We start from the raw sequence: 26,663 nt of genomic DNA on the forward strand, positions 1-26,663 counted from the left end.
CCGGCACACGTCGGGGCCCCGGTCCCGGGAGCCGGCGGCTCGCGCCCGCCCCGAGTCCGGGCCCCGGCGGCGTCGGGGCGTCAGCCGTCGGTCACCGGAACACACCACCGCAGTGTGGTGCCCCCGCCCGCGGAGCTGTCGATGTCCAGGGTGCCGCCGAGCTGCTCCGCCCGCTCGGCCATGTTGCGCAGGCCGCTGCGGCGGCCCCCCTCGGGGAGGCCGACGCCGTCGTCGGCCACCGTCAGGCGGACCTCGCGTCCGTCGGTCTCCAGGCTCACCTGGACGCGGTCGGCCCGGGCGTGACGTGCGACGTTGGTCAGCGACTCGGACAGGACGGCGACGACGTGGTCGGCGGTCTCCTTGGACACGTGGGTGTCGACCAGCCCCTCCATCCGCACACTGGGCGCGAACCCGAGCACGGGCGCCGCCTCGCCGACGACACGCACCACCCGGGCGCGCAGTCCCGTGCCGGACGCGCCGTCGCGGGCGCGCAGACCGAAGATGGTGGACCTGATGATCTTGATGGTCTCGTCCAGGTCGTCGACGGCCCGGGTCACCCGCTCCGAGGCACCCTGGTGCTCGATGAAGCGTCCCGCGCTCTGGAGCGTCATGCCCGTGGCGAAGAGCCGCTGGATGGCGAGGTCGTGCAGGTCACGGGCGATACGGTCGCGGTCCTCCAGGACGGCGATCTGTTCGGCGTCCTCGCGGCGCGCGGCCAGTTCCATCGCCACCGCGGCCTGCGCGGCGAAGCCCCGCAGCGGTTCGATCTCCTTCTGCGAGAACTCGCCCTGCCCGGTGGCCCGCACCAGCAGCACGATGGCCCCCACACCGTCACCGGAGCCGACGGGGACGGCCACGGCGGGGCCGAGGCCCGCGAACCGGGGCGGCCCCGCCGAGACCCGCTCGTCGCACGAGACGTCCGGGCTGGTGACCGGCGCGGCGCTGATGAAGGCCCGGCCCAACAGGCTGTCGTCGACGGGGACCACCAGCCCGCGGTGCGCGTCCGCCTCCTGCCCGATGGCCAGTTCCACGGTCAGCGAGTCGGTGCCGGCCATGGGGACGGCCACCTCGGCGAGGGCCGCCCCGGTGATCTCCCGGGCGCGTTCGGCGATCAGCAGCAGCGCCTCGCCGCGCCCTATGCCGGCCATCAGCCCGTGGGTGAGCTCGGCGTTCGCCTGGAGCCACCGCTCGCGCAGCCGGGACTCCTCGTACAGCCGGGCGTTGTCGATGGCGACGCCCGCGGCGACGGCGAGGGTGGCCAGGACCGACTCGTCCTCCTCGTCGAACTGGGCGCCGCCGCGCTTCTCCGTGAGGTACAGGTTGCCGAAGATCTGGTCGCGCACCCGGATGGGGACCCCGAGGAAGGTGTTCATCGGCGGATGGTGGTCGGGAAAGCCGTAGGAGGCGGGGTGCTCGGAGAGCTTCGCCAGCCGCAGCGGCTCGGGGTGCCGGATCAGCTCGCCGAGGATGCCGTGGCCCTCGGGATACGCGCCGATGCGGCGGATGGTCTCCTCGTCGACGCCGACGGTGTGGAACGCCGACAGGCGCTTGCCGTCCGGGCCGATCACGCCCAGCGCGGCGTACTCCGCGTCGACCAGGGCGGCCGCCGCGTCGACGATGCTGTGCAGGACCTGCTCCAGATCGAGCTCGCGGCCGACCGACAGCACCGCCTCCAGCAGGCTGTGCACCCGGTCACGGGTGCCCCGGGCCGCGTCGATGCGTCCCTGCAACTCCTCCAGCAACTCGTCCAGCCTCAGCTGCGGCAGCCGAACCCGGGGGTCTCCGTCCCGCTCGGAGCTTGCCACCCGTGGACCTCCTGTCCCTCTCCGGCTCCGGCGGTGCGCACGGGCCGGCAGGAGCAACGGTATCCGCAGCGGCACGGGCCCGTCCCCCCGGTCGCCGGACCGGCCGGTTCAGCGTTCCGGGCGGCGCAGCCGGTCCTGGGCCTGAGTGGCGATCACCGCCGCCTGGATGCGGCGCTCGACACCCAGCTTGGCCAGCAGCCGGGAGATGTGGTTCTTGACCGTCTTCTCGGCGAGGTACAGCCGCCGGCCGATCTGACGGTTGGTGAGTCCCTCGCCGATCAGGGCGAGGATCTCCCGCTCCCGCTCGGTCAGGCCGGGCAGCGCGTCCTCGTCCTCCTCCGGCTGCCCTTCCTGCCGCAGGCGGGCCATGAGCCGGGTGGTGGCGCTCGGGTCGAGAAGGGACTGCCCGGCAGCCACCGTGCGCACCGCCTGGACCAGGTCCGAGCCCTGGATCTGCTTCAGCACGTAGCCGGAGGCGCCCGCCATGATCGAGTCCAGCAGGGCCTCCTCGTCGTCGAAGGACGTCAGCATCAGGCACGCCAGGTCGGGCATCCGGGACCGCAGCTCGCGGCACACGCTCACCCCGTCGCCGTCCGGCAGACGCACGTCCAGCACCGCGACCCGGGGGCGCAGGGCGGGCACCCGGACCAGCGCCTGCTCGACGGTGGCGGCCTCGCCGACCACGGTGATGTCCGGTTCGTCGTTGAGCAGGTCGTGGACTCCGCGCCGGACGACCTCGTGGTCGTCCAGGAGGAAGACCCGGATCGGCTGCTCGGGCCCGGGCTGCTCGCCGTCCGTCATCTGGTGCTCCTCGTCCTCTTGTCCTCTTGTGCGGCAGGTCCCCGCGGTCGCGGTCCCCCGTGCTTCCAGGCTTCCCTGCTACGGAGATCCTTCTCCCTCCGGGGCCGGAGGGCCAGGGCCGGACGGCCCCATCTCGGATCCGGGGCCCGGATCCGGCCATGCTCCGGGGGCCGTCCGGGCCCCGGGACGGGGACCATCGGCCACTGGCTCCCGGCCGGGGCGCCGGGCCATCATCGGGGTCGGGAGCGGTACCGATCCCCCGCGGTGCCGCTCCCTCTCCGTCCCGGCCGGCGCGCCCGCTTCCGGCGCACCGCGCTTCCCTGGGCCGGCGCACCGCGGATTCCTGGGCCGGCGCACCGCGGTTCACGCGCTGATGCGGCGCCCGGTGATCTCGAACGGCTCGATGCGCATCCACCGGTCGCGCTCCGCCCCCGCCCAGGGCCGGCTGTACGCCCGCTCGGTGAGCCGCGCGGTCTCCTCGGGATCCGTGACGGTCACCGCGTCCCCGCGCACCTGGACGCTCCACCCCTGGCTCAGGGCGTCGTCGATGCGGTCCACCTCGAAGGCCACCCGGTGCCCGGCGGCCCGCGCGGGCGTCGTGCCCGGGGCCGTCCGGAAGACCACGGCGCCGTCGACGACGTCGTAGTTCACCGGCACGATGAACGGCCCGTCGTCCGTGGCGAGGGCCAGTCTGCCGACGCCGTGGGTGCCGAGCAGGGCACGCGACTCCTCCTCGTCCAGCTCGGAGAACTCGGCGTGCGGAGCCGCCCGTCCGGTACCCGGGGGCATGTCGGTGTCGCCGCCGGTGAGCCCGTTCAGGGTGGTGCCGAGGACCCCGGCCAGCCGGATCAGGACACCGGTGCCGGGCGAGGCGCCGGCGTGTTCCTCCAGATGGGCGAGGTAGCTGGGCGCCAGACCTGCCCGGGACGCCGTCTCCTCACGGGTCAGGCCGAGTTCGGTTCTGCGGTGGGCCAGACGGCGCCCCAGGTCGCCGACCGGTTTGCCGTCCTGGTCGGGCGGCGGGACCTGTCCGGCCATGGCTGTCACTCCCTCTCTTCCCACACCGTTCGGCGGGTGGCGTGCGGGCTCACGGGGCGCGTCCCGGGCGGGCCTCCGCGGCGAACGCCCCGGGGCAGCCGACGGCGCCGGCCGCACGCGCCTCCCCCTCCAGCTTGTCCCGTTCCACCGGATTCCGCTCGGGCCGGCCGGATTCCGGCACCCGCCCGGACGGTGACCGGACCCGACGGGCCCCGCCCGCGGGGGCCGGACGGCCCTTCCCCGGCGCCGCCGCGGAGGTGTTGGCTCTCTCGACATGTCCCCTTCCTCCGGCCGGCCCGACACGGGGCTGCGGGAGAGCGCCGCAGCCGGTACCGCGATCGTCGCCCCGCACGGCGAACTCGACCTGCTCACGGCACCGGTGCTCGCCGAGCGCCTCGACGCGCTGACCGCCGGCCCGTTCCCCGACCTGGTGGTGGACCTGCGCGCCGTGGCCTTCATCGACTGCTCGGGACTGAGCGTGCTCTGCCGGGCCCGCAACCGCGTCCTGCTCCGCAACGGCCGCCTGCGCCTGGTCTCGGACAGCCCCGCCTTCCGCCGGCTGCTGGAGCACACCCGGCTGGCCGGTGTGTTCGAGCTGATGCCCCGCCTTCCCCGCGCGCTCGACCGGGGGCCCTCCGACGGCACCGGCCCGCCGTGACCCGCCCCGCCCCCGGCACGGACGCGCCCCCGGCCCACCGGTCGGGGGCGCCTCGGTGTGGGGGCCGTGCGCGCCGGGGCGCGCCCGTGCCGGGGACCCACCCGTGCCGGGACTCGTCCGTGTCGGCGCGAGCCCATGCCGAGGACGCTCCCGCGCCGAGCGCCTGTCCGTGCCGAGGGCCCGCCCTTGCCCGGCGCCCGCCCGCGTCGGCGCCCCGCCGCCCCGCGGTGGCGCGAGCGGCGGACCGGCCCCCGGTTCCGCGCCGACCGGCCCCTGCCCGGGGCGGACCGTGGGGGCCGAAGGTCCCTTCTGTGCGGGCCGGTGGGCCCGAGGTGCCGTCCAGCGGTCCGTTACCCCCGGAAACCCGATGATCGGATTGCTATACAGAGGGTGTCGCCGGAGCTCGGCTCCGCGGACAACCCCCCTTCTCCGTCCCGTTGTTGGGAGACGCCATGCTGTCCGAAGAATCCGCCGCAGTGGTGCGGGCGACCCTGCCCGCCGTGGCCGGTGCGCTCGACGAGATCACCACGCGCTTCTACGGCGCGATGTTCCGTGACCGCCCGGAGCTGCTCGACGGACTGTTCAACCGGGGCAACCAGGCCAGCGGCGCCCAGCGGCGGGCGCTGGCCGGGTCCATCGCCGGTTTCGCGCAGGCGCTGCTCGCCGACCCGGACACCCGCCCCGACGCCCTGCTGGCCAGGATCGCCCACAAGCACGCCGCCGTCGGCATCACCGACGACCAGTACACGATCGTCCACAAGTACCTGTTCGGGGCGATCGCCGAGGTGCTCGGGGACGCCGTCACCCCGGACGTGGCCGCCGCCTGGGACGAGGTGTACTGGCTGATGGCCGGTGCGCTCATCGCCCGGGAGGCGCGGCTGTACCAGGAGGCGGGGGTCGTCCCCGGCGAGGTCTGGCGGCCGTGGACGGTCGTCGAGCGCCACGAGGAGACCCGGGACGTGGTGTCCTTCCTGCTGCGCCCGGCCGACGGCCGGCCCGCCCCGCCCGCCAGGGCCGGGCAGTACGTGAGCGTCCGGCTGCGGATGCCGGACGGGGTGCACCAGCTGCGCCAGTACAGCCTGTCCTCGGACCCCGGCGACGACCTGCGCCGGATCACGGTGAAGCGGGTGGCAGGCGAGCGGGGCGCACCCGACGGCGAGGTGTCCAACCTGCTGTTCGAGCAGGTCGGCACCGGTGACGAGCTGACGCTGTCCGCACCGTTCGGCGACGTGTCCCTCGACGACGCCGACACGCCCCTGGTGCTGATCTCGGCGGGCATCGGCTGCACCCCCATGGCCGGCATGCTGGCCCGGCTCGCCGCCACCGGTTCCGGCCGCCGGGTGCTGGTCCTGCACGCCGACACCTCCCCCGACGAGCACGCCCTGCGGGCAGAGGTGCGCGAGACGGTGGACCGGCTGCCGGACGCGGAGGCGGTGTTCTGGTACGAGCGGCCGGGCCCCGAGGAGCCCGGGGCCCGTACCGGGCTGATGGACCTCACCGGCATCGACGTCCCGGCGGACTCGACGGTGTACCTGTGCGGGCCGCTGCCGTTCATGCGGGCGGTGCGCGGCCAGGTCCTGAAGGCCGGGGTGCCGCCCCGCCGGGTGCACTACGAGGTGTTCGGCCCCGACCTCTGGCTGCCCGAGGCGGCCTGAGGCAAGGGCAGGGGCCCCGCACCGGCACGGCCGGCGACGGGGCCCTTCGGGGTGGCACCCGGTGTGCTCAGACCTCCAGTTCGGCCTCCAGACGGCGCAACTGGTGCCGGGCCATGGCCAGGTTGGCCCGGCCCGAGTCGAGCACCAGGTACAGGAACAGGCCGTTGCCGCCGCGGCCCTTGAGCAGGCGGATCAGGTGGTACTGGCTGCTGAGGGTGATCAGGATGTCCTCGATCTCGTCGTTCAGGCCGAGGTGCTCCATGGTGCGCAGCTTGGAGCGCACCACATCGGTGTTGCCCGCGGCGGCGACCTCCAGGTTGAAGTCCTTGCCGCCGCCCAGGGTGCCGAGGGCCATGCCGCTGGTGTAGTCGACGAGCGCGGCGGCCGTCGCGCCGTCGATGGAGGCGAGGCATTCCTTGAGCGCGGTCTCGGTGTTGGCCATGGGGTGTTCCTTTCGGTGGTGATCGGTGGTTCGGGCCGGGCGCCGGGTGGTGTCGCGGCGTCGGCGTACAGAGGTGTCGGAGTGTCGGGGGTGTCGGGTGGATCAGCCGCCCGGCTGGGGGCGGGGCTGGTGCGCGGGCCGCTGCGGGGTGCGCACCGGGAGGGTGCCGATGCGGCGGGCCGGATCCGGGGGCGGCGCGGTGTGACCGCCCGTCACCGGGCGCTCCGCGTGCCGTCCGCCGCCCGGGCCGATCCGGGTGTCGACCAGGTCGGCGATCCGCGCGCCGCTGCGCCGGCCCTCCAGGTGGAGCCGCCCCACGTTGACCCGGTCGTCGGCGAGGAGGGTCAGGACGGCGGTGGTGCCGGCCGCGTAGGTGGCGACGTAGCCCTGGGTGCCGCGGACGAGGAGTTCGCGGAACTCGCCGCGGGCGGCGGCGTCGGTCATGCGGTACGCGACGCCGAGGGCGGCGGCGGTCAGGGCGGCGAGGCCCTCCGGTTCGGTCTCGGGCACGTCCTGCGCGAGGACGAGTCCGTCGACGGTGGCCGCGAGAGATCCGGTCAGCCGGGGTATCCGGGTGCGGAGCCGACGCAGTTCGTCCAGCACGTCGGTCTCGACGGCCATGAGCAGTCTCCTTTCGGCACGCTGTCGACGCGCGCGGATCACAGTGCCTCCAAGGCGTCCAGGAGCCGTCGCAGCAGCGCTGTGTCGGGCTCGTCCCACACCCCGCCGTGGGGGTCGCCCGGCCCCGGAGGAACCTCGGTGACGCGAGGGGGCGGTGCGGGGGTGACCAGGCCGTCGGCGGCCAGCCGGCGCAGTTCCACCAGGGTGTGGAAGGTGCGGCAGGCGAGGGCCGAGGCGATCTGCGCGGCGGTCCGGGCGCCGTCGACCAGGGCGAGGGTCCGTCCCCGGCGGGGCGGCAGGCCGGCCGGGTCGGCGGCCGGCAGGCGGGTGAGCGGGACGGTGTCGACCGCCGGGTCGGGCCAGATGCGGTGCAGCAGCTCGCGGCGGCGCCGGGACTCGCGGAGCACCGTCTCCACCGGGACGGGGCGGACCGCGCCGAACCAGTGGGCGACCCCGGCACGGAAGCGGGGCGCTGCACCGTCGGGGGCGAGGGCGAAGTACGCCGCGTCGAACAGGGCGCCCAGGTGGAACAGTTCGAGCGCCCCGGTGGTGAGGCGTCCGCTGTCGATGAGCCGCCGGCCGACCCGGTGACCGGCCCCGGCGTGCTCCACGGCCTCCCACCAGCCGTCCGGGGTGACGGCGCCGCTGCGGGTGAGCAGGTCGCCGAGGTCGGGGCTGTAGCCGGATTCGACGTGGACGACGTGGCCCGCCGAGAGGTAGAGCACGCCGTACCGGGTGGTGAGGGCACCGGTGGCCCGGTCGGCGGCGAGGCTGCCGAGGAGTTCCGGGGCGGATCCGTCCGCGCGGGCTGTCGTCGTGGTCATCCGAGCACCAGTCGGTCCGCCATCTCGGCCAGCCGGATGCGGGCCAGGGCCAGGTTGCCGTCCCCGCGGTCGAGCCACAGGTAGAGGAACACCGTGCTGTCGAACGTGGTGATGACGAATCTCAGCAGGTGGTAGGCGTCCGCGGTGGTGAGGATCAGGTCCTGGACGGGCGGTTCCTTGCCCGCCGGGGCCAGGACGCTCGTGTCGCCCGGGGCGAGCGTGCCGCTCTCCATGGCGAGCCGGGCGAGCTCGGCGGTCTCCGCCGCCGTCGCCTCGGGGTCGTCGCCCGGGGCCTCGCCGACCGCCCCCAGCGCGAGCCCGCTGATCCAGTCGACCACCAGGGCCCCCCGGGCACCGGGCAGTCGCATGGCTTCCAGCAGGCTCTCGTCGATTCCGGGCACGCCGGATCCCCCTCCTCGCACGGCTGTACCGCGAACGTGACGTCGACGCTACGGTGTGTGCTCGACCGTGGTGGAGGCTTTGGCGTTTTCCGGGGGAATATGCGACACGGACACCCCGGCCCTGGTAAGGTCCGCGCCCCGCACGCCCCCTCACCGCCCCGAACGGGCGGCGGGGGGTGCTGAGTTGACCCGCCCGCAGAGGGCCCGGCACCTGGTGCGGGCAGGGCATTCCCCGATGCGGATGGTGGGCCGGCCCTGCCCGCGGCACCCCATTCTGACGGCGCCCCGGGGGCGCGGCCACGTGTGAGCGGCCCCTCCGCGTGCGCGCCGCGCACACCCCGCGCGCGCCGCGTCCCCACACGCCCCCGCACATGCGGGCCGGACGCGCGGGTAGACGCCGGTCGGGTCCGCCGTCCGGTGGACCCTGTGCCGTCCGCCGGCCGGCGGCGGCGATACTGGCAGGACCATTTGTCCCCCTTCCTGACAGGACCCATGCCGACCACCTCCACCGTCCGCGCCACGGTCCCCCCGACGGTCTGGCTGACCCGCGGCCGCCGCACCGGGACCGGCGCCGAGGACGAACTCCGTGAATCCTTGCGCGGCCTCAAGGACAGCAAGCACATCGACGACTACCTGGAACTGCCCCCGGCCGGGGACGAGGCGGGTGACCTGGTCTTCGAGGCCCGGACCCGTGTCGCCGGCGGGGTCGTGGTGCGGGCCCGGCTCGCCCTGGCGCCCGCCACCGACGACGGCCGGGACTGGACCCTCGTCGCGGAGTCCGCGGGAGCGCTCTGGGACCTCGACTGGCCCGCCCCCACCGGCATGTTCCTGCCCCAGGGCACGGACACCGACTGGGACGCCGACCCCGCCACGGGACTGCGGCCGGGGACGATCCATCCGCTGCCCGAGGACGACAAGGAGGTGCGGCGGCTGCTGCGGAACTGCGCGCGCAGCGGCACCCGCATCCATGTCGTCGTCCACGAGGCCATGACCACCGACGAGCGGGGACGGGTGCCGCTGGCGCACTGGCTGCCGCCCGGGCTGCGGCCCCTGGTGGTGGAGCACCGGGCGGCCCCGCACCAGCTGCGGGTGGTCAACTGGGCGCTGCGCGAGTCCGGTCTTCAGGTGCCGCGCGGCGGTGCGCTGGTCCTCCCGGGCCGGCCCTCTCCCGAGGGCTACGACGCGGGCACGCACTCGGTCCGGGCGGTCTTCCTGGACGGGACCGAGCCGGCCGGCCTCGTCGCTGCGGTGCGGGGGTACGCCGCACTGGCGAGGCCGCTGCCGACGGAGGCCGAGGGCGCGCTGACGGCGCTGCGCGAGGACTGGCATCTGCTGAGCCCGGAGGAGGAACTCGCCCGCGAGCGCGCGCTGGTGGCGATGTACGCCGAGGCGCTGGAGGCCATGACGAAGTCGAGGGACCTGTACCGCGAGGCGGCCGAGCGCGCGCACGAGGCGCTGGCGGCCTACCGGGAGTCGGCCGGGGATCCGCCGGCCGGCGGGCAGCCGCCCGACTCCTCCGCGCCGGTGTCCCCGCTGCGGCAGCTGACCCGCACCCTGGACCGGCTGAAGCCCCCCGCCGGTCTGCGTCGCACCGTGGCCCGCGGTCCGGACGGGCGGTCGACGCCGTCCGGGTCCTGACTCCGCGCGCCGGGCACGCGAGGGCCGCCCCGGCGCGGGTGCGCCGGGGCGGCCGCGGGTCCTGACGCGTCACTGGGCCAGGCGGCCGGCATCGGGGGGGGCGACCAGGCGGCCCAGCGCCTGCCCGGGAACGGCGACGCGATGCGCCCGATCAGGGCGGCGAACGCCGCCACAGCGGCCGTCACGGCGGCGGCCCCGGCGAGCCACGGGGGTGCGAGGGCGAGTTCCACCGCCCGGACGGGGCCGCCGAGGGGAGCGGTCGCCCGTGGACGTGAGCCGCCGCCAGGACCGCCATGACGGTGACCGCCATCGCCGTCACGAGCACTCCGGGCCGCACCAGCAGCAGCGCCCCGGTCATCGGGCACAGCACGGACAGGCCGTCCGGACGCGCACCGCCGGGAGGGCGGGCCGGGCGTGGCCGGGATCCGGCCGGTGGGAGCCTGTGCTCGTGAGCGTCGCGGCGGAGGGGGACAACGGGGCCGCCTCGGGGGGTACGGCGGGGTCGTTCGGCGGAGGGGACGAGGCACAGGAGGTCGTACTCGGCTCCATGAGTGACGGCTTCAGGCCGCTCCCCCACCCCCCACGCGCGACGAGCGACGTGGCGTTGACCACTCCTGGGCCCCTGCGCACCCCGTGCCACCCGACTGGGCCACGAGGATGACCTGCGACGATCCGGTGTTTCGCCCCGCTGAAGCGGGGAAACGGACCCGGTCGGACATGTCCGGTCCCGGCCCCCATACCCGGGCCGGAAACGGGAATCCAGTCCATGAGGCCCGTGTCAGGGCACACCGGGAGGAGGGCGACTGGTGGATTCGACCACCGCGGTGCTCGTCGTGGTCGCGGTCATCGCGGCCGCTCTGCTCTCCACCGCTCTCGCGCTCCTGGTACGGCTGGTCCGTACCCGGCGCGAGCTCCGGCGTGCCGGTCTGCCCACGGGCCCCCGGTGGGTCTTCTGGGGTGCCGTCCTCTATCTGGTCCTGCCCACCGACCTGCTGCCCGACCCGGTCTATCTGGACGACATCGGTGTCCTGCTGCTCGCTCTGCGCTCCATGCGCGGCTCCCTCGGCGAGGGTGCGCCTGCGTCGACGTTCCGGCGGTCCGCCCGCCGGCCCGCCGATGACTACGCTCCGTAAGGAAACCAACCACCCGTTCGATTCGTATAAGTGACTGGAAGCCAAAAGAAGTCGGCGGACCAGGCAACGGCGCACAGGTGGCCCCGCTTGGTCGGCGCAGCACCGACGAGGGAGAGACGATGCAACCGTTCGCGCTCAACTACGCCCGTCCGGCGGTGGAGTTGGCGGTCGCCACTCCGTATTCGTACGACTCCGGACTGCAGTTGAACGTTCTCGTCGACGGACGGATCGCCGCTTGCGACCACGCGTTGTTGCGGGAGGTGGGGACCACGACATCCACGGCGGGCTCCAAGACCCACTTCGACGACTGACAGCGGGCGGACCGTAGACGATGACCGTGCTGATCCTCACGTGTGAGGAGGACGTGACCGCCGACATGGTGGTCGTGCACCTGAACGGCCACGGGGTCCCGGTGGTGCGCCTGGACCCCGCCGATCTCACCGACGGGGTGTCCCTGTCCGGGGAGTACGTCCACGGCCGGTTCCGCGGCCATCTGTCCACCGGGGGAAGGCTGGTGAGCATCGGAGGTCTCCGCTCGGTGTGGGTGCGCAGGCCGGGCGAGCCCGCGGCCCGGGCGGCGCAGCCGTCCGCCTGGCTGACCGAGGAGGCGTCGCAGGCGCTCTACGGCATGCTGCGCGGCTCGGACGCGCGCTGGATGAACCATCCGGACGCCGCCCGGCAGGCACGCCACAAGCCGTGGCAGCTGCGGCTGGCCCAGCGCTGCGGCCTGCCCGTGCCGGCCACCGTGATCACCACGTTCCCGCGCGCCGCGCGGGAGTTCGCGGAGCGTTTCCCGGACCTGGTGGTCAAGCCGGTCTCGGGCGCCCACCCGCAGGACCCGCCCCGGGCCGTGCCGACCAGCAGGGTGCCGCCGGACGCCGACTTCTCCGCCGTGGCGTTCGGGCCGACGCTGTTCCAGCGGCGGATCGCCAAGCGGGCCGACATCCGGCTGACCGCCGTGGGCGGGAAGCTGCTGGCGGCGCGCAAGAAGACGGATCCGGAGGCGGATCCGGACGAGGTCGACGTGCGTTTCGCGGCGCCCGGGGCACCCTGGACGCCGGTGGACGTGCCGTCGCGCACCGCCGACGCCGTCCGCGCCTATCTGCGCGAGGCCGGACTGGCGTACGGGGCCTTCGACTTCGCCGAGGACTCCGACGGGGTGTGGTGGTTCCTGGAGTGCAACCAGTCCGGGCAGTTCGGGTTCGTGGAGGTGGAGACGGAACAGCCGATCGCGCGCACCATCGCCGAGTGGCTGGCCCGGCCGGTCCAGGTGACCGCGTCGACGGGCGACGAGGCGCGGACCGGCGCGCTCTGAGGGTGCGTCGGCGCGCCGCGCCGGGTCAGGACTGCCGCGGGCCGGGCAACAGGGCGGTGCGCTGCCAGCCGTTGCCCGGCGCCTGCGGCCGGTCCGGTCCCGGCAGGGACCCGGGCGACTGCAGAGGTCGCATGACCGACTCCAGTTCCCTGCTCACGCGTTCGGCCTCGCGGCGGACCTGTGCGGGCACATCGCCGCACTCCGCGATGAGTCGGTCGTAGATGGGGGAATCCTGGAACACCCGACAACGTGCCTTTCTGCTCGGCGGTCCCCGAGCGGGACGCGAGTGCCGAGTGTAGGCGTCCGCACTCCACGGAGTGCCAATTCCCCCGTACGAGTTGACGCAGAACGGACAGCCGGGTCGGTGCCGCGCGCCCTCCGGGTGCGCCGGGCGCGAGCGGTCAGGCTCCCGTCGTGGAGCCGGGGCGGACGATCATCAGGACCGTGACGGTGGCCCACAGCACGTTGAAGAGCCCGGTATACATGCCCAGTTGCACGGTGTCGGCGCGGTTCACCGGCCGGTGGGCGCCGAGTTCCTCGAGGAGTTCGTCCTGCCGGGGCAGGACGAAGGCGATGAGCAGGCCGGCGGCGGCCGCCGTCAACGCGATCGAGGCGATGAGCCAGCCGTCGCCCAGCACTCCCATCGCGAGCGCGGTCGCCAGCCCCAGGACCGGCACGGCGATCCCGACGCGTGCGTAGACCCGGCAGACACGGTGCAGCACGGTGACGGTGGCGCGCGCCGCGGCGGAGGCCCCCGCGCCACCGTCGGGGGCGGCCCGGCGCGCGGCCGGCGGGAACATGCTGGCGGCGACGGTCACCGGCCCGACGGCGACGATGGCGGCCAGGACGTGCAGGGACAGCAGGAACTTGGTCACCAGGACCCTTTCGACGAAGACAGGGGAGGGACGGCGACGAGGGCGCCGGCCTCACGCTAGGCGTCCGCCGACGCCCCACCCAGGGGCGGGAACGACAGAAGGCAACGGAATCCCGCCAACGGCTCTGACCAGTCCCCTTTCCACGTCTGTCCCTGCAACCCAGCCTGGGCGGCTGGCGGGAATCCGCTTATCGTGGCGCCATGCACTCCGTGGCGATTCTCGCGCTCCCGGGCGTCATCCCGTTCGACATGGCGGCCCCCATGCAGGTCTTCGACTGGACCCGGATGCCGGACGGCCGCCCGGCCTACCGGGTGCGCCTGTGCGCCCCCGCACCGGAGGTCCGGGCCGACGGCGGTTTCACCCTTCGGGTGGAGCGCGGGCTGGAGGCCCTGGCGGACGCCGACACGGTGATCGTCCCCGGGATCGCAGACGGGCCGCCGCCCTCCCCCGCCGTACTGGAGGCGCTGCGCCGGGCGGCACAGGCGGGCACCCGGATCGCCTCGGTGTGCGTCGGCGCCTTCGTGCTCGCCCGGGCAGGCCTGCTGGACGGGCTGCGCGCGACCACGCACTGGGTGGCGGCCGAGCAGCTCGCCCGCGACTTCCCCCGCGTCGACGTGCGGCCGGACGTCCTCTACGTGGACAACGGCCGCATCCTCACCTCGGCGGGGGCCGCGGCCGCCCTGGACATGTGCCTGCACATGATCCGTCGCGACCTGGGCTCCGCGGTGGCGGCGAACGCCGCCCGGATGTCGGTGATGCCGCTGGAACGGGAGGGCGGCCAGGCCCAGTTCATCGTCCACGAGCACCCGCCGGTGCCCCGGGGCTCGGATCTGGAGCCGGTGCTGGAGTGGATCGAGGACAACCTGACCCGGGAGATCACCCTGGGTGCGATGGCGGCGCGCGCGGGGATGAGCGAGCGCACGTTCAGCCGCCGGTTCCGCGAGCAGACGGGCACCACTCCGGTGCAGTGGCTGCTGCGGGCGCGGGTGCGGCGCGCCCAGTACCTGCTGGAGAACAGCGATCACACGGTGGAGCGGATCGCGGGGCAGGCGGGTTTCGGATCGCCGACGGCCTTCCGTGAGCGGTTCCGCAAGGTGGTGGGCACGACGCCGCACGGGTACCGCGCGGCGTTCAGGGGCGGTGGTCCGGCCCTCACGCCGGCCGGCGGCTGAGACCTCTCGTCCGGATCACGCCGAGGGGCGGTGACCGCGCGACACGGCCCCCGGTGGGGACACGGTTGCTGCCGTGTCCCCACCGGGGGCCGTGGAGCCGCGCGGGCCGGTGGCCGGCGGGCGCGTTCAGACCGCCAGGGACAGTCCGCTCTCCCCCTCGGTGTCCGCGGTCCGGGCCGCCGGGGGAGCCTTCCGCGTGAGGAGGACGTCCGCCTGGGCGATGGCGGCGTGGATGCTGGTCGTTCCCGTCATCACGCAGAGCGTGTAGCTGACGTCCTCCAGCTCCCGCGCCGCGACCGGCGAATGCCTCTCCGCCTGAGCGATCTGCAGCGTCGCATACCGCGTGAGCAGTTCCCTGACGACCTTCGGGTCCGGTACGAGCACGAAGCGCCCCTCTCTCGTTTTCGGGGCGTATGCCCGAACTCCGCGGAAGCATTCACCTCTTTTACTCAACTGGTCGTAATTGACCAGAACCCTTCGCAGACCGACCGGGTCCGACAGGGGAGGAATGGGATGGGTTCGAGCCATGGAACCCCGCCGCGACAGGGCCCGCGCGCGGGGTCCAGGAGCCCGCGGCCACCCGGGGGCGGCTGTCATACCCTCGCGGTACGCTGCGCGAAAACGACCTTTCCCCCATATGGGAGGTTCTCGTGACCACGCGCCTCAACCCCTATCTGAGCTTCGACGGCGACGCCCGCCAGGCGATGGAGTTCTACCGGGACGTCTTCGGCGGTGAGCTGCGGCTCAACACGTTCGGCGAGTTCGGGCAGGCCGACACCCCGCACGCGGACAAGATCATGCACGGCATGCTGGAGAGCCCCTCCGGCCTGACCCTGATGGGTGCCGACACCCCGCCGGGCATGGAGTTCGAGCCGGGCGGCGGCTACTCCGTGAGCCTCAGCGGCGACGACGAGAGCGAGCTGCGCGGATACTGGGAGAAGCTGTCCGACGGCGGCTCGGTGTCCGTACCGCTGGAGAAGCAGATGTGGGGGGACGTGTTCGGCATGTGCACGGACCGCTTCGGCGTCCCCTGGATGGTCAACATCAGCACCCAGGACTGACCGGGCGGCCCGCCGGACCCGGGATCCCCCTCGTCCGGGGCGTCTGGCACGCTCGGGCGCGAACGCGGGCGGGGCCTCCTCGCCCGCGGTGCGTTCCCCCAGTGATCCCCCGTGGAGAGGCGACGGCATGCGCATCGGACTGCTCGGCACCGGCCCCTGGGCCCGGCTGGCCCACGCCCCGGCCCTGAGTGAACACCCGGACCTGGACTTCGTGGGCGTCTGGGGCCGTCGTCCCGAGGCCGCCGAGGAACTGGCCGAACAGCACGGCACCCGGGCCTACCCCGACGTCGACGCCCTGCTCGCCGACGTCGACGCGGTCGCCGTCGCGCTCCCCCCGGACGTGCAGGCCGAGCTGGCGGCCCGCGCCGCGCGGGCGGGCCGCCACCTGCTGCTGGACAAGCCGCTCGCGCCGACCGTGGCGGAGGGGCGTGCGGTGGTCGAGGCGGCCGAGCGGGCCGGGGTCGCCTCGGTAGTCTTCTTCACCACCCGCTTCCAGCCGGAGCCCGCCGCGTGGATCGAGGAGCAGCAGAAGGCGGGCGGCTGGTTCACCGGCCGCGCGGAGTGGCTGGGAGCGGTCTTCACCGTCGACGGCAACCCCTTCGCGGCCTCCCCCTGGCGCCAGGACAAGGGCGCCCTGTGGGACGTCGGCCCGCACGCCCTCTCCGTCCTGCTGCCCGTCCTCGGGGACGTCCGGCGGGTCACGGCGGCGGCGCCCGGCCCCGGCGACACGGTGCACCTCGTCCTGGACCACACGGACGGCGCGTCGAGCACGCTGACACTGAGCCTGACCGTGCCCCCGGCCGCCGCCGGGGCGACGGTGGAACTGCGGGGCTCCGCCGGCGTCACCCGACTGCCGGATGCGAGCCAGGGCGAGGTCGCGGCCCTCACCCGCGCCGCGGACGGCCTGCTGGCCGCCGCGGACTCGGGCCGCCCGCACCCCTGCGACGCCGCGTTCGCGCTGCGCGTCACGGAGATCCTCGCCTCGGCGGAGGACCTGCTGAACGCCGACCGCTGAAGCGCTACCCGGGGGGCACTCCCGCGCGCCCCCCTTAAGCGATCCTTAAGGAGCGGTTAAACAATCGTGCCGCTCTGTACGCCGCACCAAGAAGGCGCAGCTCAGGGCGAGTTGAGGGACAAGTCGGACCCGTTGGCGGGGCCGGTCGCGGTCCGTACCATCAGGGCCGCGCGCCGGTCCCGACGGTCGTCCTGAGAGCGCTCTCACACCGAGGGCGTTCCCGGCACGTCCACCCCCCTCGTCGGCCGGCGCGGTCCACGACCCGCACGAGCCATCAGGAGACCCCCCACATGACTCCTCGTCACCAGCGCACCCTCGGCCGTCGCAAGGTGCTCTTCGCGCTCGGCGGCGCGGCGGTGGCCGCGCCCGCCGTCGCGGCCCTCGCCCCGCACGCGCTCGCCGACGGGCCCGGCGCCCGGACGGCCGCCGCCGCCCTGCCGCTGACGATCGTCAACAACAGCGGCTCCTTCGACAACGCGAGCGTGCACCTCTACATCGTCGGCAACCAGGACGGCCGCCAGGTGCGGCTCACCCCCGAGGGCACCCTCGCCCCGATCGCCCTGTCGGACAACGGCCCCGACGGCTTCACCGACTACGCGATCAGCCTGGCCGGCAGCGGCGAGACCCGGCTCTCCCTCCCCCACATGTCGGGCCGGATCTACGTCGCGCTCGGCGGCAGGCTGAAGTTCAAGGCGGTCGCCGACGGCGACGGCAACGCGGCCCTCCAGTACCCGGCCGGCTGGGTCGAGTCCGACCCCAACTACGGCGTCCTGCACGACTGCGCGGAGTTCACGTACAACGCGGCCGGCATGTTCTGCAACACCACGATGGTCGACATGTTCAGCGTGCCGCTGAGCATCCGGCTGACCGGCGCCGGGGACCAGACCACCGGCACGGTGCGCGACGGGGGCCGGGCCGCCGCCTTCGACACGGTCCGCGGGCTGGACGCCTTCTCGCGGCTCGTCGTGGACGACACCCGGATCATCGCCCCCGGCCACGGCCTGGACGCCGGACTGTTCGACCAGGACTACCTCGCCCCGTACATCGACGAGGTGTGGAGCACGTACACCGGACGGGACCTGAAGGTCACCACGAACGCGGGCACGTTCACCGGCCGGGTGCGCGGGGACCGGTTCACCTTCGACGGACCGGCACAGGTGTCGTTCGGCCGGCCGTCCACCCGGGACGTGCTGTTCTGCGACGGCGCGCTCGCCGCGCCCAACGACGGCACCACCGGCCCGGTCGCCGCCGTGCTCGGGGCGGGCTTCAACCGCTCCACCCTGCTCAGCCACCCCGACCAGCCGACCACGGACGCGGAAGCCTTCTACCGCACCGAGCTCACGAACCACTACGCCAAGGCCGTGCACGCGGCCACCGAGGACGGCAGGGCGTACGGCTTCGCCTTCGACGACGTGGCCGACTTCGCCTCCTACATCCAGGACACGGCGCCCACGGGGCTGCGGCTGACGCTGTCGCCCTTCTAGGGCTTCTCGTTCGGATCACGCCGGGCGCGCGGGGTGCGGCCTGATCCGAACCAGACCCTGGCCGGACCCGCCGGGCCGGGAGCGGGCCGTCACGCCTGGCGCCCGGCCCGGCGGCGTGCCGTCCGGCGTGCGCGTCCCGGTCCGGCGTTGCAGCGTGGTCATGTGACAGGAGTGCGGGCCGGGCCGCCCCACCGGGACCGGGTGGGATATCTGCGGGGAGCGCCGCCGCCGGGCTGGGCCCGGCTGGTGCCGGTCGTGCTGCTCGCTGCGGTGTGCGTGGCGACGGCCGTGAGCTCCGAGCCGCTCGACATCGGCTTCGTCCTCGGCGCGGTCCCGCCGCTCGCCGTGCTGGCGAACGGCCCGGTCGCCACCGCCGTGCTGGGTGCCCTGACGCTGCTGGTGCTGAGCATGCCGGTGTTCAACCTGGACGCACCCGGCAGCACCGACATGCTGACCGTGGCGTTCGTCGCCGTGCTGAGTGTGCTGCTGTCCTTCATCCGCAGCCGGCGGGACGCCCAGCTGGTCACCGAGCGGGCCGTGGCCCGGGCCGCCCAGCGCGCGGTGATGCCTCCGCTGCCGGACCGGGTCGGCACGGTGCGCTGCACCGGTCTGTACCGGGCGGCGCAGCGCGGGACGCTGGTCGGCGGGGACTTCTTCGACGTCCGGGCCGGGCCGTTCGGGGTGCGGGCGGTCATGGGGGACGTGCAGGGTCACGGGCTGTCGGCGGTGGCGACGGTGGCGTCGCTGCTGGGCGCGTTCCGGGAGGCGGTGCTGGACGAGCCGGACCCGGAGTCGGTGGCGGCCCGGCTGGACCGGCGCCTGGCGGTGGACGCCGATGGGGATCCGCACGCCGAACTGTTCGCCACTGCGGTGCTGCTGGACTTCTCCGCCGACGCGCGGTCGGTGCGCCTGATGGCGTGCGGCCAGCCGGGGCCGTTCCTGCTGCGGGACGGGCGTGCGGTGGAGCTGGAGGTCGAACCCTGCATGCCGCTCGGCCTGGGGCTCGCGGAGCTCGGCACACCCGATGTGTCGGCGGTGCGGCTGCAGCCCGGTGACCGGCTGTTCCTGGCCTCCGACGGGGTCTTCGAGGCCCGCGACGCCGAGGGAGTGTTCTATCCGCTGGCCGAGCGGCTGACGCGGTTCGCCGACGGCGACCCCGCCGACCTGGCCGGGCGGGTGTGGACGGACCTGCTGCGCCACTCCCCCGACGTCCAGGACGACGTGACAATGCTCGTGCTGACGCCCGCCCCGCCAGAGGAGCGCGACGGCGGGCCGTGAACGCCGACGGCGCCCCCCGTCCCCGCGGTGGGCCGCGGGGACGGGGGGCGCCGGTGTGCCGTGCGACCGGCCCCCGGGTCAGTCCCTGTTGACGCAGACGTTGCCGAACACCGGGCTCAGCAGACCACCCGGAGCGAGTGAGTTGCCGCAGAAGTTGAGGTCCACGTCGACCGGATTCTGGATCACGTTTCCGGAGAGGACGCCGGGGCTGTGGGATGCGACGCCGACCGTTTCCGGACCGTCGTGGGCGACGGCCGTGCCGGCGGATGCCAGCAGGGCCGCACTCGCCAGGCCGGCCGCGGTGATCAGACGTGTGCGCATGGGAAGGCTCCTGTCGTTCGCTCGGACATGTGAGTCCACCTTGGCTCCGGCTGCCGCGGCACGACATCGGTGGGCGTCCGAACGGGCGGGCGGCCCCGCGCGCGCAGGTTTCCCGGGCGCCCGGGAAGGTACTCCGGCAGCCAAGGAGCGGCCCTCCACCAGGCGGCCCCCGCGCGCTTGCGGATGCACGCCGGGCTCCCGCGTTGAATGGTGAGAGCGGACCCGATGACCGCACCGGGGCCGCTACAGCGATCCGGACCGAGGAGCCAGAAGATGTCGACGTCCCAGCCCGACGCGTCGCAGCCCGGCGCGTCCCGGCCGCCCGAGGGCGGCACCACCCCGGACAACCTGCTCCACGCCCGCACCGGCACCGACGTGTCGCCGGAGGACGTGGTGCTCGCGTCCGGCAAGGACATCACGCCGGAGAACCTCGAATGGGCCAGGCGCAAACTGGCCGAGGAGGGACCCGCCGCCCTGGACAAGCTGCTTCCCTGAGGGCCGGACCACCGGGCGGTCCGGCCGCGGGGAGCCGCGTCCCGCCCGGGACGACGCCCTTGTCACGCGGACGGGCCGTGGCGGGTCCGGCGTTCACGCGCCGGGCCCGCCACGGCCCGTCTCCCGCACAGGTGCCTCGCGGGTCACCCGGGTCGGGGTCCGCCGGACGTCAGGGTGCCTCTTGGTCCTCCGGCAGCGCCGTCCCGTCCTCCACGACGTGCATCGCGGCCTCCTCGGCGCCGGCCGCCCCGCCGTCGATGCCCACGTCCTCGGCGACGGTCTCCTTCGTGGTGTCCTCGCGCACGCCCTCGTCCGGGGCGACCAGGCGCCCGGCCCGGCCGGTGCCCGCCTCCGGGTCGACCGGCTCGCCCTCGCCGCCGGGCAGGTCGCCCACCCCGTCCCCGGCCTGGCCGGGGGTGTCCGGCACCTCTTGCGCGAGCCGCTGGTCGAGGCTCTCGCCGTCGTGCTGCTCGGCGGCGGTGGTGCCGTACTTGGTCACGCCCAGCGGTTTCTCCGGCGGGGAGTAGCCCTCGTCGAGGGTCTCGTCGTAGGTGCGCTCGCCGAGGGCGTCCTGCATGTCCAGCGGCGCCGCGTCCTCCTGCTGCTCGTTGGTTCCGGTGGGCTGGTAGGCGTCGTCCGCCATCGGGCTGGTACCCATGCCGTCCTCCCTGTCGCACTGCGTCGGCTCGGTTCGTCCCGGGTGTCTGATCCGCGTTTCCCGTGACGCGATCTCTAACCTCGCCGAAGCGGTGTTCATCCCCCGGCCCGCTCCCCGGGCGGCGGCGCCACGCGGACTTCCAGCTCCCCGACGCGGTGGGCGGGCCAGGACCGGGCGTACGGGGCCGCGGCGCCGCCCGGGGCGACGAGCGTGGCGACCGGTACCCGGCCGGCGGTGCGCAGGATCGTGGCGACGGTGGTGTTCGCGTTGTTGCCGGAGGTCGCGCCGGAGGAACAGCCCGTGTAGTAGCCGATCGGGATGGCCTGGTGGCCGGTGATCAGGCAGGGCGGGCGGACGCCGAGCCGGTGCAGTTCGCGGGCGGTGCGGGTCCAGTCGCGGCGGCTGTCGATGTTGCGGTCGGCGGTGTACACGAGCACGGTCAGCTGCACCGCGAGGTGGCCGGCCACGCACAGGGCGACCAGGGGGGCCAGGACGGGCCGCCACCCGCCGCCCGGCCGCCGGGCCAGGTGCCACAGTGCGGCGGCCACCGGGAGGGCGAGCAGGGCGTAGGAGGGCTGGAGGAAGCGGGGCGCCGCGTAGCCGATCATGAACAGGTACGGGAGGGCCGCCGTGGTCGCGCAGGCCAGCGGCAGCAGGGTGCGTGTGACGCGCCCGGCGCGTACGGCCACGTGGAGGGCGAGGAGCGCGAGCAGCGGCAGGGCGAACCACCACAGGGTGATCACCGGGTGCGGCATGGATCCGGTGCAGGGGCGGCACAGGGCGCGCCCGCCCAGGCTGCGCAGCTGGTCGTCGACGGCGATCTGCCAGCCGAGGCCGCCCTGGATGCGGGACGCCTCCGCCAGCCGCTGCCCCAGTCCCCCGTAGGCGGTGTGGGCCTCCACGACCCACTCGGCCGCGCCTGCCGCGAGTCCCCCGGCGAGGACCAGCAGGAGCCGCCCGCGCCGCCGGACCAGGGCGAGGACGACCAGCGGGACGCTCACCCAGACGGCGTCCGTGGGCCGCATGACCGCCATGAGCGCCGCCCCGCCCGCCACACCCCACAGCGCGGCCCGGGCGGACGGGTTCTCGCTCCGGCGCAGGAAGCAGCCGACGGTCACCAGCGCGCCGATGGCGACCCAGTAGTTGGGCATGGCCTGCGGACCGTAGAAGAGGGTGATCCACAGGGAGGCGAAGAACGCCCCGCCGGTCACCAGCACCCGGGTGGGGAACAGGCCGCGCCACGCGCGCAGCGCCGCGTACAGGGCCAGGCCGGACAGCACGGCCAGGTAGCAGCGCAGCAGGACCGTCGAGGAGGACCAGGAGGCGACCGGCGCCACCAGCAGCGGGACACCGCGTGAGCGCGGGGCGCTGAAGAAGGCGGCGGGGTGGTGGGAGGTGACCTGGCTGACGTAGACGATCTCGTCCCAGCCGAGGCCGAGCACGGGGCGGACGAGGAGCAACTGGGCGACGGTGAAGACGGCCGCCACGGCGGCGAGCGGGCCGGTGCCGGCGACCCGGCGGCCCGGACCGGACGCGGACGTACGGTCGTTCCGCCGCTTGCCGAGGAGCAGGGCAGCGGTGCCGTCGGCCATCGTCGATCCCCGTTCCCGCGTGGTCGTCCGTAGCGGATCCCGCACCCGCCCGGGCGCACGCACCGGACGGTGAAGATCACATATAACGGTCAAAGTACCCCCGGGGTCGACGGCACGCAGGGCAGGACACGGCCGGCCATGGCACCGGGACCCGAGTGCCGCGGGGCCGCTGCCCGGCGCGCGTCGGGCACCGGCCGGGCCCTACGGTGCGCCGTCCAGGAGTTCGGCGAGGTCGGCGACGACGCGGTCGGCGCCGTGGGCGTACAGCTCGTCGCGGCGGCCGGTGCGGTCCACGCCGACGACGAAGCCGAACCCGCCCGCGCGGCCGGCCTCCATGCCCGCCAGCGCGTCCTCGAACACGGCCGCCTCGGAGGGCCGCACACCGAGGTCCCGGGCGGCGGCGAGGAAGGTGTCGGGCGCGGGTTTGCCGGGCAGTCCGCGTGCGGCGGCGGTGCCCGCGTCGACCCGGACGTCGAAGAGGTCCTCGGCGTCGATCGAGCGCAGGACGTCCCGGCAGTTGGCGCTGGAGGAGACGATCGCGGTGCGCAGTCCGCGGGCACGGACGGCCCGCAGGTAGCGCAGGGTGCCGTCGTACGCCTCGACGCCGTCGGTGCGGATCCGCCGCAGCAGCTCGGCGTTCTTGCGGTTGCCGAGGCCGTGCACGGTGGCGGCCCCGGGCGGGTCGTCGGCGTGCCCCTCGGGGAGGTCGATGCCGCGGGAGGCGAGGAAGGCGCGGACACCGTCGGCGCGCGGGCGGCCGTCGACGTGGGTCGCGTAGTCCGCCGTGGTGAAGGGGCGGAAGGCCGTGCCGTCCCGTTCGCGCAGGAAGGCGTCGAACATCTCCTTCCACGCGGCCTCGTGCACGACGGCCGTCCTGGTGACGACGCCGTCGAGGTCGAAGAGGCAGGCGCGGATCGTGCCGGGCAGACCTGTGTCCGTCATGAGGACACTGTGCCCCGGCGGCCCTCCCAGGACCCGGCCGCCGGCGCGCGGCGGGTGACACACTCTGCGGTGTGGCGCTGACCTTCGACGACCTCCTCCGCCGGGCCCGGGCCCTCCCCCGGGACGGCAGGCGCGCGATCCTCGGCATCGCCGGCAGTCCCGGCGCGGGCAAGTCCACGCTGGCCGAGCGGCTGGTGCGCGAGCTGAACGACACCGGAGGGCGGGCGTGGGCCGCCCACGTGCCCATGGACGGTTTCCACCTCGCCGACGCCGAACTGGTGCGGCTCGGCCGCCGGGACCGCAAGGGCGCCCCCGACACCTTCGACGCCGCCGGGTACGCGGCCCTGCTCCGGCGGCTCCGTGAGCAGCGGGACGACGAGACCGTCTACGCGCCCGCCTTCGAACGGGTGCTGGAGCAGCCGGTCGCCGGCGCCCTCCCCGTACCGTCGGCCGCCCGTCTGATCGTGACGGAGGGCAACTACCTGCTGTGCGGCGAGGGCGCCTGGGCGCGGGTGCGGCCGCTGCTGGACGAGGTGTGGTTCTGCGCCCCGGACGAGGACGAGCGGGTCCGGCGCCTGGTCGCCCGGCACGTGCGCTTCGGCAAGCCGTACGACGAGGCGGTGGCGTGGGTACGGCGCTCCGACGAGCGCAACGCCGCGCTGGTGGCGGCGACCCGTCCCTCGGCCGACCTCGTGGTTCCCGCGTCGGCGCTGCCGGAGCCGGCGGACGGCTGAGCCACGGTCCTGTCGGGCACGCCCGTGTCCGGCCCCCTCCTCCGAGCAGGAATCGCGGGAGGGGACCGGACGGCGCGACCCTCAGCGGTTCGCCAGGCCGAAGCCCTCGGCGCTCACATGGGGCATGACGCTGCTCGCCACGCGGTAGCGGCCGTTGGGCACGTCGCCGGACCTGCCGACGTGGACGGCGAGGGGGCCCGCCCACTCGTATCCCTTGCGGGCGCCGTGCCGGGCCAGACTGTCCGTCAGGGCCTGTCCCACCCGGCCCCCGCGGCGGGTGAGTTCCTCGTGCACCGGGCCGGAGAGTTCCACCTCGTAGGCGTTGGGGACCATCACGCGTCCCTCCGCGCACACGACGGCGTTGCTGTCGCACTCACGTCGCAGGGCGTCGACGAGTTCGACCTGTCCACGGTCGGACATCCGCGCCCACAGTGCCTCCCATCGGGTCTCCAGGGCCTTCTCCAACGCGCGCAGGGCGCTCATCGCGTCCTCCTGCCCGACGTCACCGGTTCCGGCCGTCGTCGAAGTCGTCGGGGCGCACGTCGGCCTCCTCCAGCGCCTCGCGCATCGTGCGGCCGGTGGCTCCCCGGTCGTGGGCCGCGGTCTCCTCGTCGTGCCGGCCGATCGTCTCGTCGGTGTCGTGGGTCTTGGGCCGGTTCTCCTCGGGGACGGTCATGTCCGTCGCGCTCCTCATGTCGTGGGTGGTCCTCGTGCTGTGACGGCGGGTTCCCAGGGGGCGCCGGGATATCCCCGACGGGTCGGGTGAGAAGCGCTGGTCACCACGGTGCGTGAGCTATGTTGAACTCTCGTGGGAGACGAAGGAGGCGTACACGTGCCATCGCCGCAGCAGGCACGCGCGCAGGCATCCGCGATCACCTCGGGCAGGGCGGCGCAGGACACCGACGTGTCCCCGACGTCCCGGCTCCGTGCGCTCTTCGACCGGCCCCGGCTCTCCCCCGGGCAGCGGCGCATCGCCCAGTACCTGATCGAGCACATCAACGAGGCCGCCTTCCTGTCGATCACCGATCTCGCGGACCGGGTCGGGGTCAGCCAGCCCTCGGTCACCCGGTTCGCGTCCGCGGTCGGCTTCAGCGGTTACCCCGCCCTGCGGGAGAAGCTCCAGTCGATCACCCTCGGCACCCTCACCGGCGGCCCCGACGAGGAGAGCCGGGGCAACGAACTGCAGGCGGCGGTCGACGCGGAGATCGAGAACCTGGAGAACCTGCGGCGGGACTTCGCGGACGCCGACCGGGTCATCGAGATGGGCCGCAACCTCGCGGCGTCCGCGCCGCTGACCGTGCTCGGCCTGCGTATCTCGGTCTCCCTGGCCGAGTACTTCGCCTACGCCGCGCGCCGCATCCACCCCGACGTGCGGGTCGTGACCCGGGGCGGCAGCGTCGCCTACGACGCGCTGCTGCAGTCACGGGAGGCGGGCGGCACCTGGGTGCTGGCGTTCTCCATGCCCCGGCACGCCCACGAGACGCTCACGGCGGTGCGGGTGGCGCGGGAGGCCGGACTCAAGGTCGCCCTGATCACCGACCTGGCGCTCGGACCGCTGGCGGACGAGGCCGACGTCACCTTCGCCACCGGCACCGGCTCCCGCCTCGTCTTCGACTCCTACGCGGCCCCGGGCGTGATGTGCGCGGCGCTGCTCCAGGCGATGACGGACGCGGATCCGGAGCGGTCGCAGGCCCGGCTCGAGGAGTACGAGCAGGTGGCGGACCAGCTCCAGTTCTTCCTGCGGGAGTGACCCGCGCCGACCCGTTCCGGCACTGGACCGGCCGGGCCGGGCGGAGCCCGCGGGCGTCAACGGGACGGCACCCGCGGCCCGTTGCCCCCGTGGCCGCACGGAGACCGCTGGATGCCCCGCGATCGAAGCGCGCATGAATGTTTTCATACGTCTTGCAAACCCGATGGCATATATAAATACTGCTCACGGATCGCGCCCGACCGCTCCGGACGCGATCCGCACGCTTCGTACCACCCGCTCCGCCCGGAAAGCCGACGGTCCGCCCATGCGCCGCATCACCACCTCGCCGCGGACGTTCGCCGGCTCCGACCGGGCCCCAGTGCGAACACCCGAAGCCGCCGGGTCCTACCCGCTCCGGCGGCCACGGTGTTCGGCCGGGCGTCCCCTTGCCCGGCCACCGTGGCGGCTCCGGTCATCCCCTAGACCGGGGCCGCCCCATCCCGTCGTCCACCCCAGCGACGCCGCACCTCTGGAAGCGATGACCATGACCGTGACCTCCACGCGCCTCGGCCCGGACTGGCCCTGCCAGGTGAAGACCCCCGGCAGCTACGACTGGGAGCGCTCGGCCACCCGGTGGCTGCGCGAGCTCGTGCCCTCGCGCTACGCGAGCTACCCCGCGTTCGTCCGGCAGCCCGTCCTGCTCGCCCGGCACGCGCAGATACAGGTCGAGCACGAGATCCGGGTGGCTCGTACCGCCCTGCAGACCGCCCGGGCCGATCTGCCCCGGCTGGGCCTCCACGAGGGTGTCATCGAACACACGATCAAGCTCTACGCGGCCGAGGTGATGCAGTTGCAGCACATCGCGCGCAGCGTGCGGGCGGTGACCCGCGCCCTGGTGGCCGCAGGCCGCTGACCGGCGCCCGGCCCGCGCCGGAATACCCGTCGCGGGGCTCCGGCGCCGTTCCGGCGGGGGCCGCCCGCTCCCGTCCGGGAACAAGCCGCTCTTCGAAAAAGA

The 26,663-nt window shown here is 74.4% G+C and carries 31 protein-coding genes; 15 read left to right on the forward strand and 16 right to left on the reverse strand.

The features are described from left to right. Positions 1–80: 80 nt before the first annotated feature. The 3 genes from ACIRPP_RS08850 to ACIRPP_RS08860 all read right to left on the reverse strand — a co-directional run bounded on the left by ACIRPP_RS08850 (position 81) and on the right by ACIRPP_RS08860 (position 3,644). The gene (locus tag ACIRPP_RS08850; RefSeq protein ID WP_403639247.1) at positions 81–1,805 is read right to left on the reverse strand and encodes a GAF domain-containing protein; all 1,725 of its coding nucleotides are present in this window, start codon (positions 1,803–1,805) and stop codon (positions 81–83) included. Between the two features lie 108 nt (positions 1,806–1,913). Beyond that, a complete protein-coding gene (locus ACIRPP_RS08855; RefSeq protein ID WP_403639249.1) occupies positions 1,914–2,606 on the reverse strand; it encodes a response regulator in 693 nt (230 codons plus the stop codon). 363 nt (positions 2,607–2,969) lie between these two features. After that, a complete protein-coding gene (locus ACIRPP_RS08860; protein WP_403639251.1) occupies positions 2,970–3,644 on the reverse strand; it encodes a helix-turn-helix domain-containing protein in 675 nt (224 codons plus the stop codon). Between the two features lie 274 nt (positions 3,645–3,918). Here ACIRPP_RS08860 and ACIRPP_RS08865 point away from each other — a divergent pair, with 274 nt between their 5' ends. Further along, positions 3,919–4,302, forward strand: coding sequence for an STAS domain-containing protein (locus ACIRPP_RS08865; RefSeq protein WP_403639253.1), 384 nt, complete (start codon positions 3,919–3,921; stop codon positions 4,300–4,302). A 452-nt stretch (positions 4,303–4,754) separates the two neighbouring features. Further along, positions 4,755–5,957 (forward strand): globin domain-containing protein, encoded by a 1,203-nt coding sequence (locus ACIRPP_RS08870; protein WP_403639255.1) that lies wholly within the window; start codon positions 4,755–4,757, stop codon positions 5,955–5,957. 67 nt (positions 5,958–6,024) lie between these two features. Here the strand turns inward: ACIRPP_RS08870 and ACIRPP_RS08875 are convergent, their stop codons facing one another. From ACIRPP_RS08875 to ACIRPP_RS08890, 4 genes are all read right to left on the reverse strand, one after another. Continuing rightward, positions 6,025–6,399 carry a hypothetical protein gene (locus tag ACIRPP_RS08875; protein WP_164336643.1) on the reverse strand — a complete coding sequence of 125 codons (375 nt, stop codon included), beginning with the start codon at positions 6,397–6,399 and terminating at the stop codon, positions 6,025–6,027. A gap of 102 nt (positions 6,400–6,501) precedes the next feature. Next, a complete protein-coding gene (locus tag ACIRPP_RS08880; protein ID WP_403639256.1) occupies positions 6,502–7,020 on the reverse strand; it encodes a roadblock/LC7 domain-containing protein in 519 nt (172 codons plus the stop codon). Positions 7,021–7,058: 38 nt separating this feature from the next. After that, entirely contained in the window at positions 7,059–7,844 is a 786-nt protein-coding gene (locus ACIRPP_RS08885; RefSeq protein WP_403639257.1) for a hypothetical protein, read from the reverse strand. Continuing rightward, on the reverse strand, positions 7,841–8,245 hold the full coding sequence (locus ACIRPP_RS08890) for a hypothetical protein (RefSeq protein WP_403639258.1): 405 nt from the start codon (positions 8,243–8,245) through the stop codon (positions 7,841–7,843). Before ACIRPP_RS08890 ends, ACIRPP_RS08885 begins: the two co-directional genes overlap by 4 nt. 492 nt (positions 8,246–8,737) lie before the next feature. On the opposite strand from ACIRPP_RS08890, the gene ACIRPP_RS08895 reads away from it, so the two are divergent. From ACIRPP_RS08895 to tgmB, 4 genes are all read left to right on the forward strand, one after another. Beyond that, entirely contained in the window at positions 8,738–9,883 is a 1,146-nt protein-coding gene (locus ACIRPP_RS08895) for a hypothetical protein (protein WP_403639259.1), read from the forward strand. An 806-nt stretch (positions 9,884–10,689) separates the two neighbouring features. Next, positions 10,690–11,016: a YkvA family protein gene (locus ACIRPP_RS08900; protein WP_403639260.1), complete on the forward strand. Its 327-nt coding sequence runs from the start codon at positions 10,690–10,692 to the stop codon at positions 11,014–11,016. Between the two features lie 119 nt (positions 11,017–11,135). Further along, positions 11,136–11,327 (forward strand): putative ATP-grasp-modified RiPP, encoded by a 192-nt coding sequence (gene tgmA / locus ACIRPP_RS08905; protein ID WP_164336612.1) that lies wholly within the window; start codon positions 11,136–11,138, stop codon positions 11,325–11,327. Positions 11,328–11,347: 20 nt separating this feature from the next. After that, on the forward strand, positions 11,348–12,331 hold the full coding sequence (tgmB, locus tag ACIRPP_RS08910; RefSeq protein ID WP_403639262.1) for an ATP-grasp ribosomal peptide maturase: 984 nt from the start codon (positions 11,348–11,350) through the stop codon (positions 12,329–12,331). A gap of 25 nt (positions 12,332–12,356) precedes the next feature. Here the strand turns inward: tgmB and ACIRPP_RS08915 are convergent, their stop codons facing one another. Both ACIRPP_RS08915 and ACIRPP_RS08920 read right to left on the reverse strand, forming a co-directional pair. Further along, positions 12,357–12,572: a hypothetical protein gene (locus tag ACIRPP_RS08915; RefSeq protein ID WP_403639264.1), complete on the reverse strand. Its 216-nt coding sequence runs from the start codon at positions 12,570–12,572 to the stop codon at positions 12,357–12,359. A 160-nt stretch (positions 12,573–12,732) separates the two neighbouring features. Further along, positions 12,733–13,206, reverse strand: coding sequence for a hypothetical protein (locus tag ACIRPP_RS08920; RefSeq protein ID WP_403639266.1), 474 nt, complete (start codon positions 13,204–13,206; stop codon positions 12,733–12,735). A gap of 200 nt (positions 13,207–13,406) precedes the next feature. Here ACIRPP_RS08920 and ACIRPP_RS08925 point away from each other — a divergent pair, with 200 nt between their 5' ends. After that, positions 13,407–14,378 carry a GlxA family transcriptional regulator gene (locus ACIRPP_RS08925; protein WP_403639268.1) on the forward strand — a complete coding sequence of 324 codons (972 nt, stop codon included), beginning with the start codon at positions 13,407–13,409 and terminating at the stop codon, positions 14,376–14,378. A 126-nt stretch (positions 14,379–14,504) separates the two neighbouring features. Here ACIRPP_RS08925 and ACIRPP_RS08930 read toward each other — a convergent pair whose 3' ends face one another. Beyond that, the gene (locus ACIRPP_RS08930) at positions 14,505–14,762 is read right to left on the reverse strand and encodes a DUF5133 domain-containing protein (RefSeq protein ID WP_403639270.1); all 258 of its coding nucleotides are present in this window, start codon (positions 14,760–14,762) and stop codon (positions 14,505–14,507) included. Between the two features lie 266 nt (positions 14,763–15,028). On the opposite strand from ACIRPP_RS08930, the gene ACIRPP_RS08935 reads away from it, so the two are divergent. From ACIRPP_RS08935 to ACIRPP_RS08950, 4 genes are all read left to right on the forward strand, one after another. Continuing rightward, positions 15,029–15,439 carry a VOC family protein gene (locus ACIRPP_RS08935; RefSeq protein ID WP_403639272.1) on the forward strand — a complete coding sequence of 137 codons (411 nt, stop codon included), beginning with the start codon at positions 15,029–15,031 and terminating at the stop codon, positions 15,437–15,439. A gap of 127 nt (positions 15,440–15,566) precedes the next feature. Then, positions 15,567–16,454, forward strand: coding sequence for a Gfo/Idh/MocA family protein (locus ACIRPP_RS08940; protein ID WP_403639273.1), 888 nt, complete (start codon positions 15,567–15,569; stop codon positions 16,452–16,454). Between the two features lie 290 nt (positions 16,455–16,744). Continuing rightward, positions 16,745–17,938, forward strand: coding sequence for a glycoside hydrolase family 64 protein (locus ACIRPP_RS08945; RefSeq protein ID WP_403639275.1), 1,194 nt, complete (start codon positions 16,745–16,747; stop codon positions 17,936–17,938). Between the two features lie 162 nt (positions 17,939–18,100). Continuing rightward, positions 18,101–19,216, forward strand: a complete 1,116-nt coding sequence (locus ACIRPP_RS08950) for a PP2C family protein-serine/threonine phosphatase (RefSeq protein ID WP_403639276.1) — start codon at positions 18,101–18,103, stop codon at positions 19,214–19,216. A gap of 78 nt (positions 19,217–19,294) precedes the next feature. Here ACIRPP_RS08950 and ACIRPP_RS08955 read toward each other — a convergent pair whose 3' ends face one another. Next, complete coding sequence (locus ACIRPP_RS08955) at positions 19,295–19,537, reverse strand: chaplin (protein WP_403639278.1); 243 nt, start codon at positions 19,535–19,537, stop codon at positions 19,295–19,297. Between the two features lie 273 nt (positions 19,538–19,810). Between ACIRPP_RS08955 and ACIRPP_RS08960 the strand changes: the two genes are divergently transcribed. Further along, the gene (locus ACIRPP_RS08960; RefSeq protein WP_164337422.1) at positions 19,811–20,032 is read left to right on the forward strand and encodes a hypothetical protein; all 222 of its coding nucleotides are present in this window, start codon (positions 19,811–19,813) and stop codon (positions 20,030–20,032) included. Between the two features lie 169 nt (positions 20,033–20,201). Here ACIRPP_RS08960 and ACIRPP_RS08965 read toward each other — a convergent pair whose 3' ends face one another. The 3 genes from ACIRPP_RS08965 to ACIRPP_RS08975 all read right to left on the reverse strand — a co-directional run bounded on the left by ACIRPP_RS08965 (position 20,202) and on the right by ACIRPP_RS08975 (position 23,224). Then, positions 20,202–20,690 (reverse strand): DUF5709 domain-containing protein, encoded by a 489-nt coding sequence (locus ACIRPP_RS08965; RefSeq protein ID WP_403639281.1) that lies wholly within the window; start codon positions 20,688–20,690, stop codon positions 20,202–20,204. Positions 20,691–20,785: 95 nt separating this feature from the next. After that, positions 20,786–22,282: a hypothetical protein gene (locus ACIRPP_RS08970; protein ID WP_403639283.1), complete on the reverse strand. Its 1,497-nt coding sequence runs from the start codon at positions 22,280–22,282 to the stop codon at positions 20,786–20,788. 201 nt (positions 22,283–22,483) lie between these two features. Then, positions 22,484–23,224: an HAD family hydrolase gene (locus tag ACIRPP_RS08975; RefSeq protein WP_403639285.1), complete on the reverse strand. Its 741-nt coding sequence runs from the start codon at positions 23,222–23,224 to the stop codon at positions 22,484–22,486. 71 nt (positions 23,225–23,295) lie between these two features. On the opposite strand from ACIRPP_RS08975, the gene ACIRPP_RS08980 reads away from it, so the two are divergent. After that, complete coding sequence (locus tag ACIRPP_RS08980; RefSeq protein ID WP_403639287.1) at positions 23,296–23,958, forward strand: nucleoside/nucleotide kinase family protein; 663 nt, start codon at positions 23,296–23,298, stop codon at positions 23,956–23,958. An 81-nt stretch (positions 23,959–24,039) separates the two neighbouring features. Here ACIRPP_RS08980 and ACIRPP_RS08985 read toward each other — a convergent pair whose 3' ends face one another. Together ACIRPP_RS08985 and ACIRPP_RS08990 are read right to left on the reverse strand one after the other, a co-directional pair. After that, entirely contained in the window at positions 24,040–24,441 is a 402-nt protein-coding gene (locus ACIRPP_RS08985; RefSeq protein ID WP_403639289.1) for a DUF3662 domain-containing protein, read from the reverse strand. Positions 24,442–24,460: 19 nt separating this feature from the next. Next, positions 24,461–24,652, reverse strand: coding sequence for a hypothetical protein (locus ACIRPP_RS08990; protein WP_403640127.1), 192 nt, complete (start codon positions 24,650–24,652; stop codon positions 24,461–24,463). A 138-nt stretch (positions 24,653–24,790) separates the two neighbouring features. Here ACIRPP_RS08990 and ACIRPP_RS08995 point away from each other — a divergent pair, with 138 nt between their 5' ends. Further along, positions 24,791–25,708, forward strand: a complete 918-nt coding sequence (locus ACIRPP_RS08995; protein WP_403639291.1) for a MurR/RpiR family transcriptional regulator — start codon at positions 24,791–24,793, stop codon at positions 25,706–25,708. Between the two features lie 478 nt (positions 25,709–26,186). After that, entirely contained in the window at positions 26,187–26,561 is a 375-nt protein-coding gene (locus ACIRPP_RS09000) for a hypothetical protein (RefSeq protein ID WP_164332515.1), read from the forward strand. Positions 26,562–26,663 lie beyond the last annotated feature (102 nt).

This window comes from Streptomyces sp. NPDC101219 (assembly GCF_044767675.1).
Taxonomy (GTDB): Bacteria; Actinomycetota; Actinomycetes; order Streptomycetales; family Streptomycetaceae; genus Streptomyces.

Coding starts and splice junctions, on each gene's coding strand:
- ACIRPP_RS08990 (WP_403640127.1), bottom strand. CDS start 24,652: ATGAGGAGCGCGACGGACATGACCGTCCCCGAGGAGAACCGGCCCAAG.
- ACIRPP_RS08925 (WP_403639268.1), top strand. CDS start 13,407: ATGCACTCCGTGGCGATTCTCGCGCTCCCGGGCGTCATCCCGTTCGAC.
- ACIRPP_RS08865 (WP_403639253.1), top strand. CDS start 3,919: ATGTCCCCTTCCTCCGGCCGGCCCGACACGGGGCTGCGGGAGAGCGCC.
- ACIRPP_RS08960 (WP_164337422.1), top strand. CDS start 19,811: ATGTCGACGTCCCAGCCCGACGCGTCGCAGCCCGGCGCGTCCCGGCCG.
- tgmA (WP_164336612.1), top strand. CDS start 11,136: ATGCAACCGTTCGCGCTCAACTACGCCCGTCCGGCGGTGGAGTTGGCG.
- ACIRPP_RS09000 (WP_164332515.1), top strand. CDS start 26,187: ATGACCATGACCGTGACCTCCACGCGCCTCGGCCCGGACTGGCCCTGC.
- ACIRPP_RS08880 (WP_403639256.1), bottom strand. CDS start 7,020: ATGGCCGTCGAGACCGACGTGCTGGACGAACTGCGTCGGCTCCGCACC.
- ACIRPP_RS08860 (WP_403639251.1), bottom strand. CDS start 3,644: ATGGCCGGACAGGTCCCGCCGCCCGACCAGGACGGCAAACCGGTCGGC.
- ACIRPP_RS08855 (WP_403639249.1), bottom strand. CDS start 2,606: ATGACGGACGGCGAGCAGCCCGGGCCCGAGCAGCCGATCCGGGTCTTC.
- ACIRPP_RS08940 (WP_403639273.1), top strand. CDS start 15,567: ATGCGCATCGGACTGCTCGGCACCGGCCCCTGGGCCCGGCTGGCCCAC.
- ACIRPP_RS08985 (WP_403639289.1), bottom strand. CDS start 24,441: ATGAGCGCCCTGCGCGCGTTGGAGAAGGCCCTGGAGACCCGATGGGAG.
- ACIRPP_RS08895 (WP_403639259.1), top strand. CDS start 8,738: ATGCCGACCACCTCCACCGTCCGCGCCACGGTCCCCCCGACGGTCTGG.
- ACIRPP_RS08875 (WP_164336643.1), bottom strand. CDS start 6,399: ATGGCCAACACCGAGACCGCGCTCAAGGAATGCCTCGCCTCCATCGAC.
- ACIRPP_RS08870 (WP_403639255.1), top strand. CDS start 4,755: ATGCTGTCCGAAGAATCCGCCGCAGTGGTGCGGGCGACCCTGCCCGCC.
- ACIRPP_RS08955 (WP_403639278.1), bottom strand. CDS start 19,537: ATGCGCACACGTCTGATCACCGCGGCCGGCCTGGCGAGTGCGGCCCTG.
- ACIRPP_RS08885 (WP_403639257.1), bottom strand. CDS start 7,844: ATGACCACGACGACAGCCCGCGCGGACGGATCCGCCCCGGAACTCCTC.
- ACIRPP_RS08945 (WP_403639275.1), top strand. CDS start 16,745: ATGACTCCTCGTCACCAGCGCACCCTCGGCCGTCGCAAGGTGCTCTTC.
- ACIRPP_RS08975 (WP_403639285.1), bottom strand. CDS start 23,224: ATGACGGACACAGGTCTGCCCGGCACGATCCGCGCCTGCCTCTTCGAC.
- tgmB (WP_403639262.1), top strand. CDS start 11,348: ATGACCGTGCTGATCCTCACGTGTGAGGAGGACGTGACCGCCGACATG.
- ACIRPP_RS08970 (WP_403639283.1), bottom strand. CDS start 22,282: ATGGCCGACGGCACCGCTGCCCTGCTCCTCGGCAAGCGGCGGAACGAC.
- ACIRPP_RS08965 (WP_403639281.1), bottom strand. CDS start 20,690: ATGGGTACCAGCCCGATGGCGGACGACGCCTACCAGCCCACCGGAACC.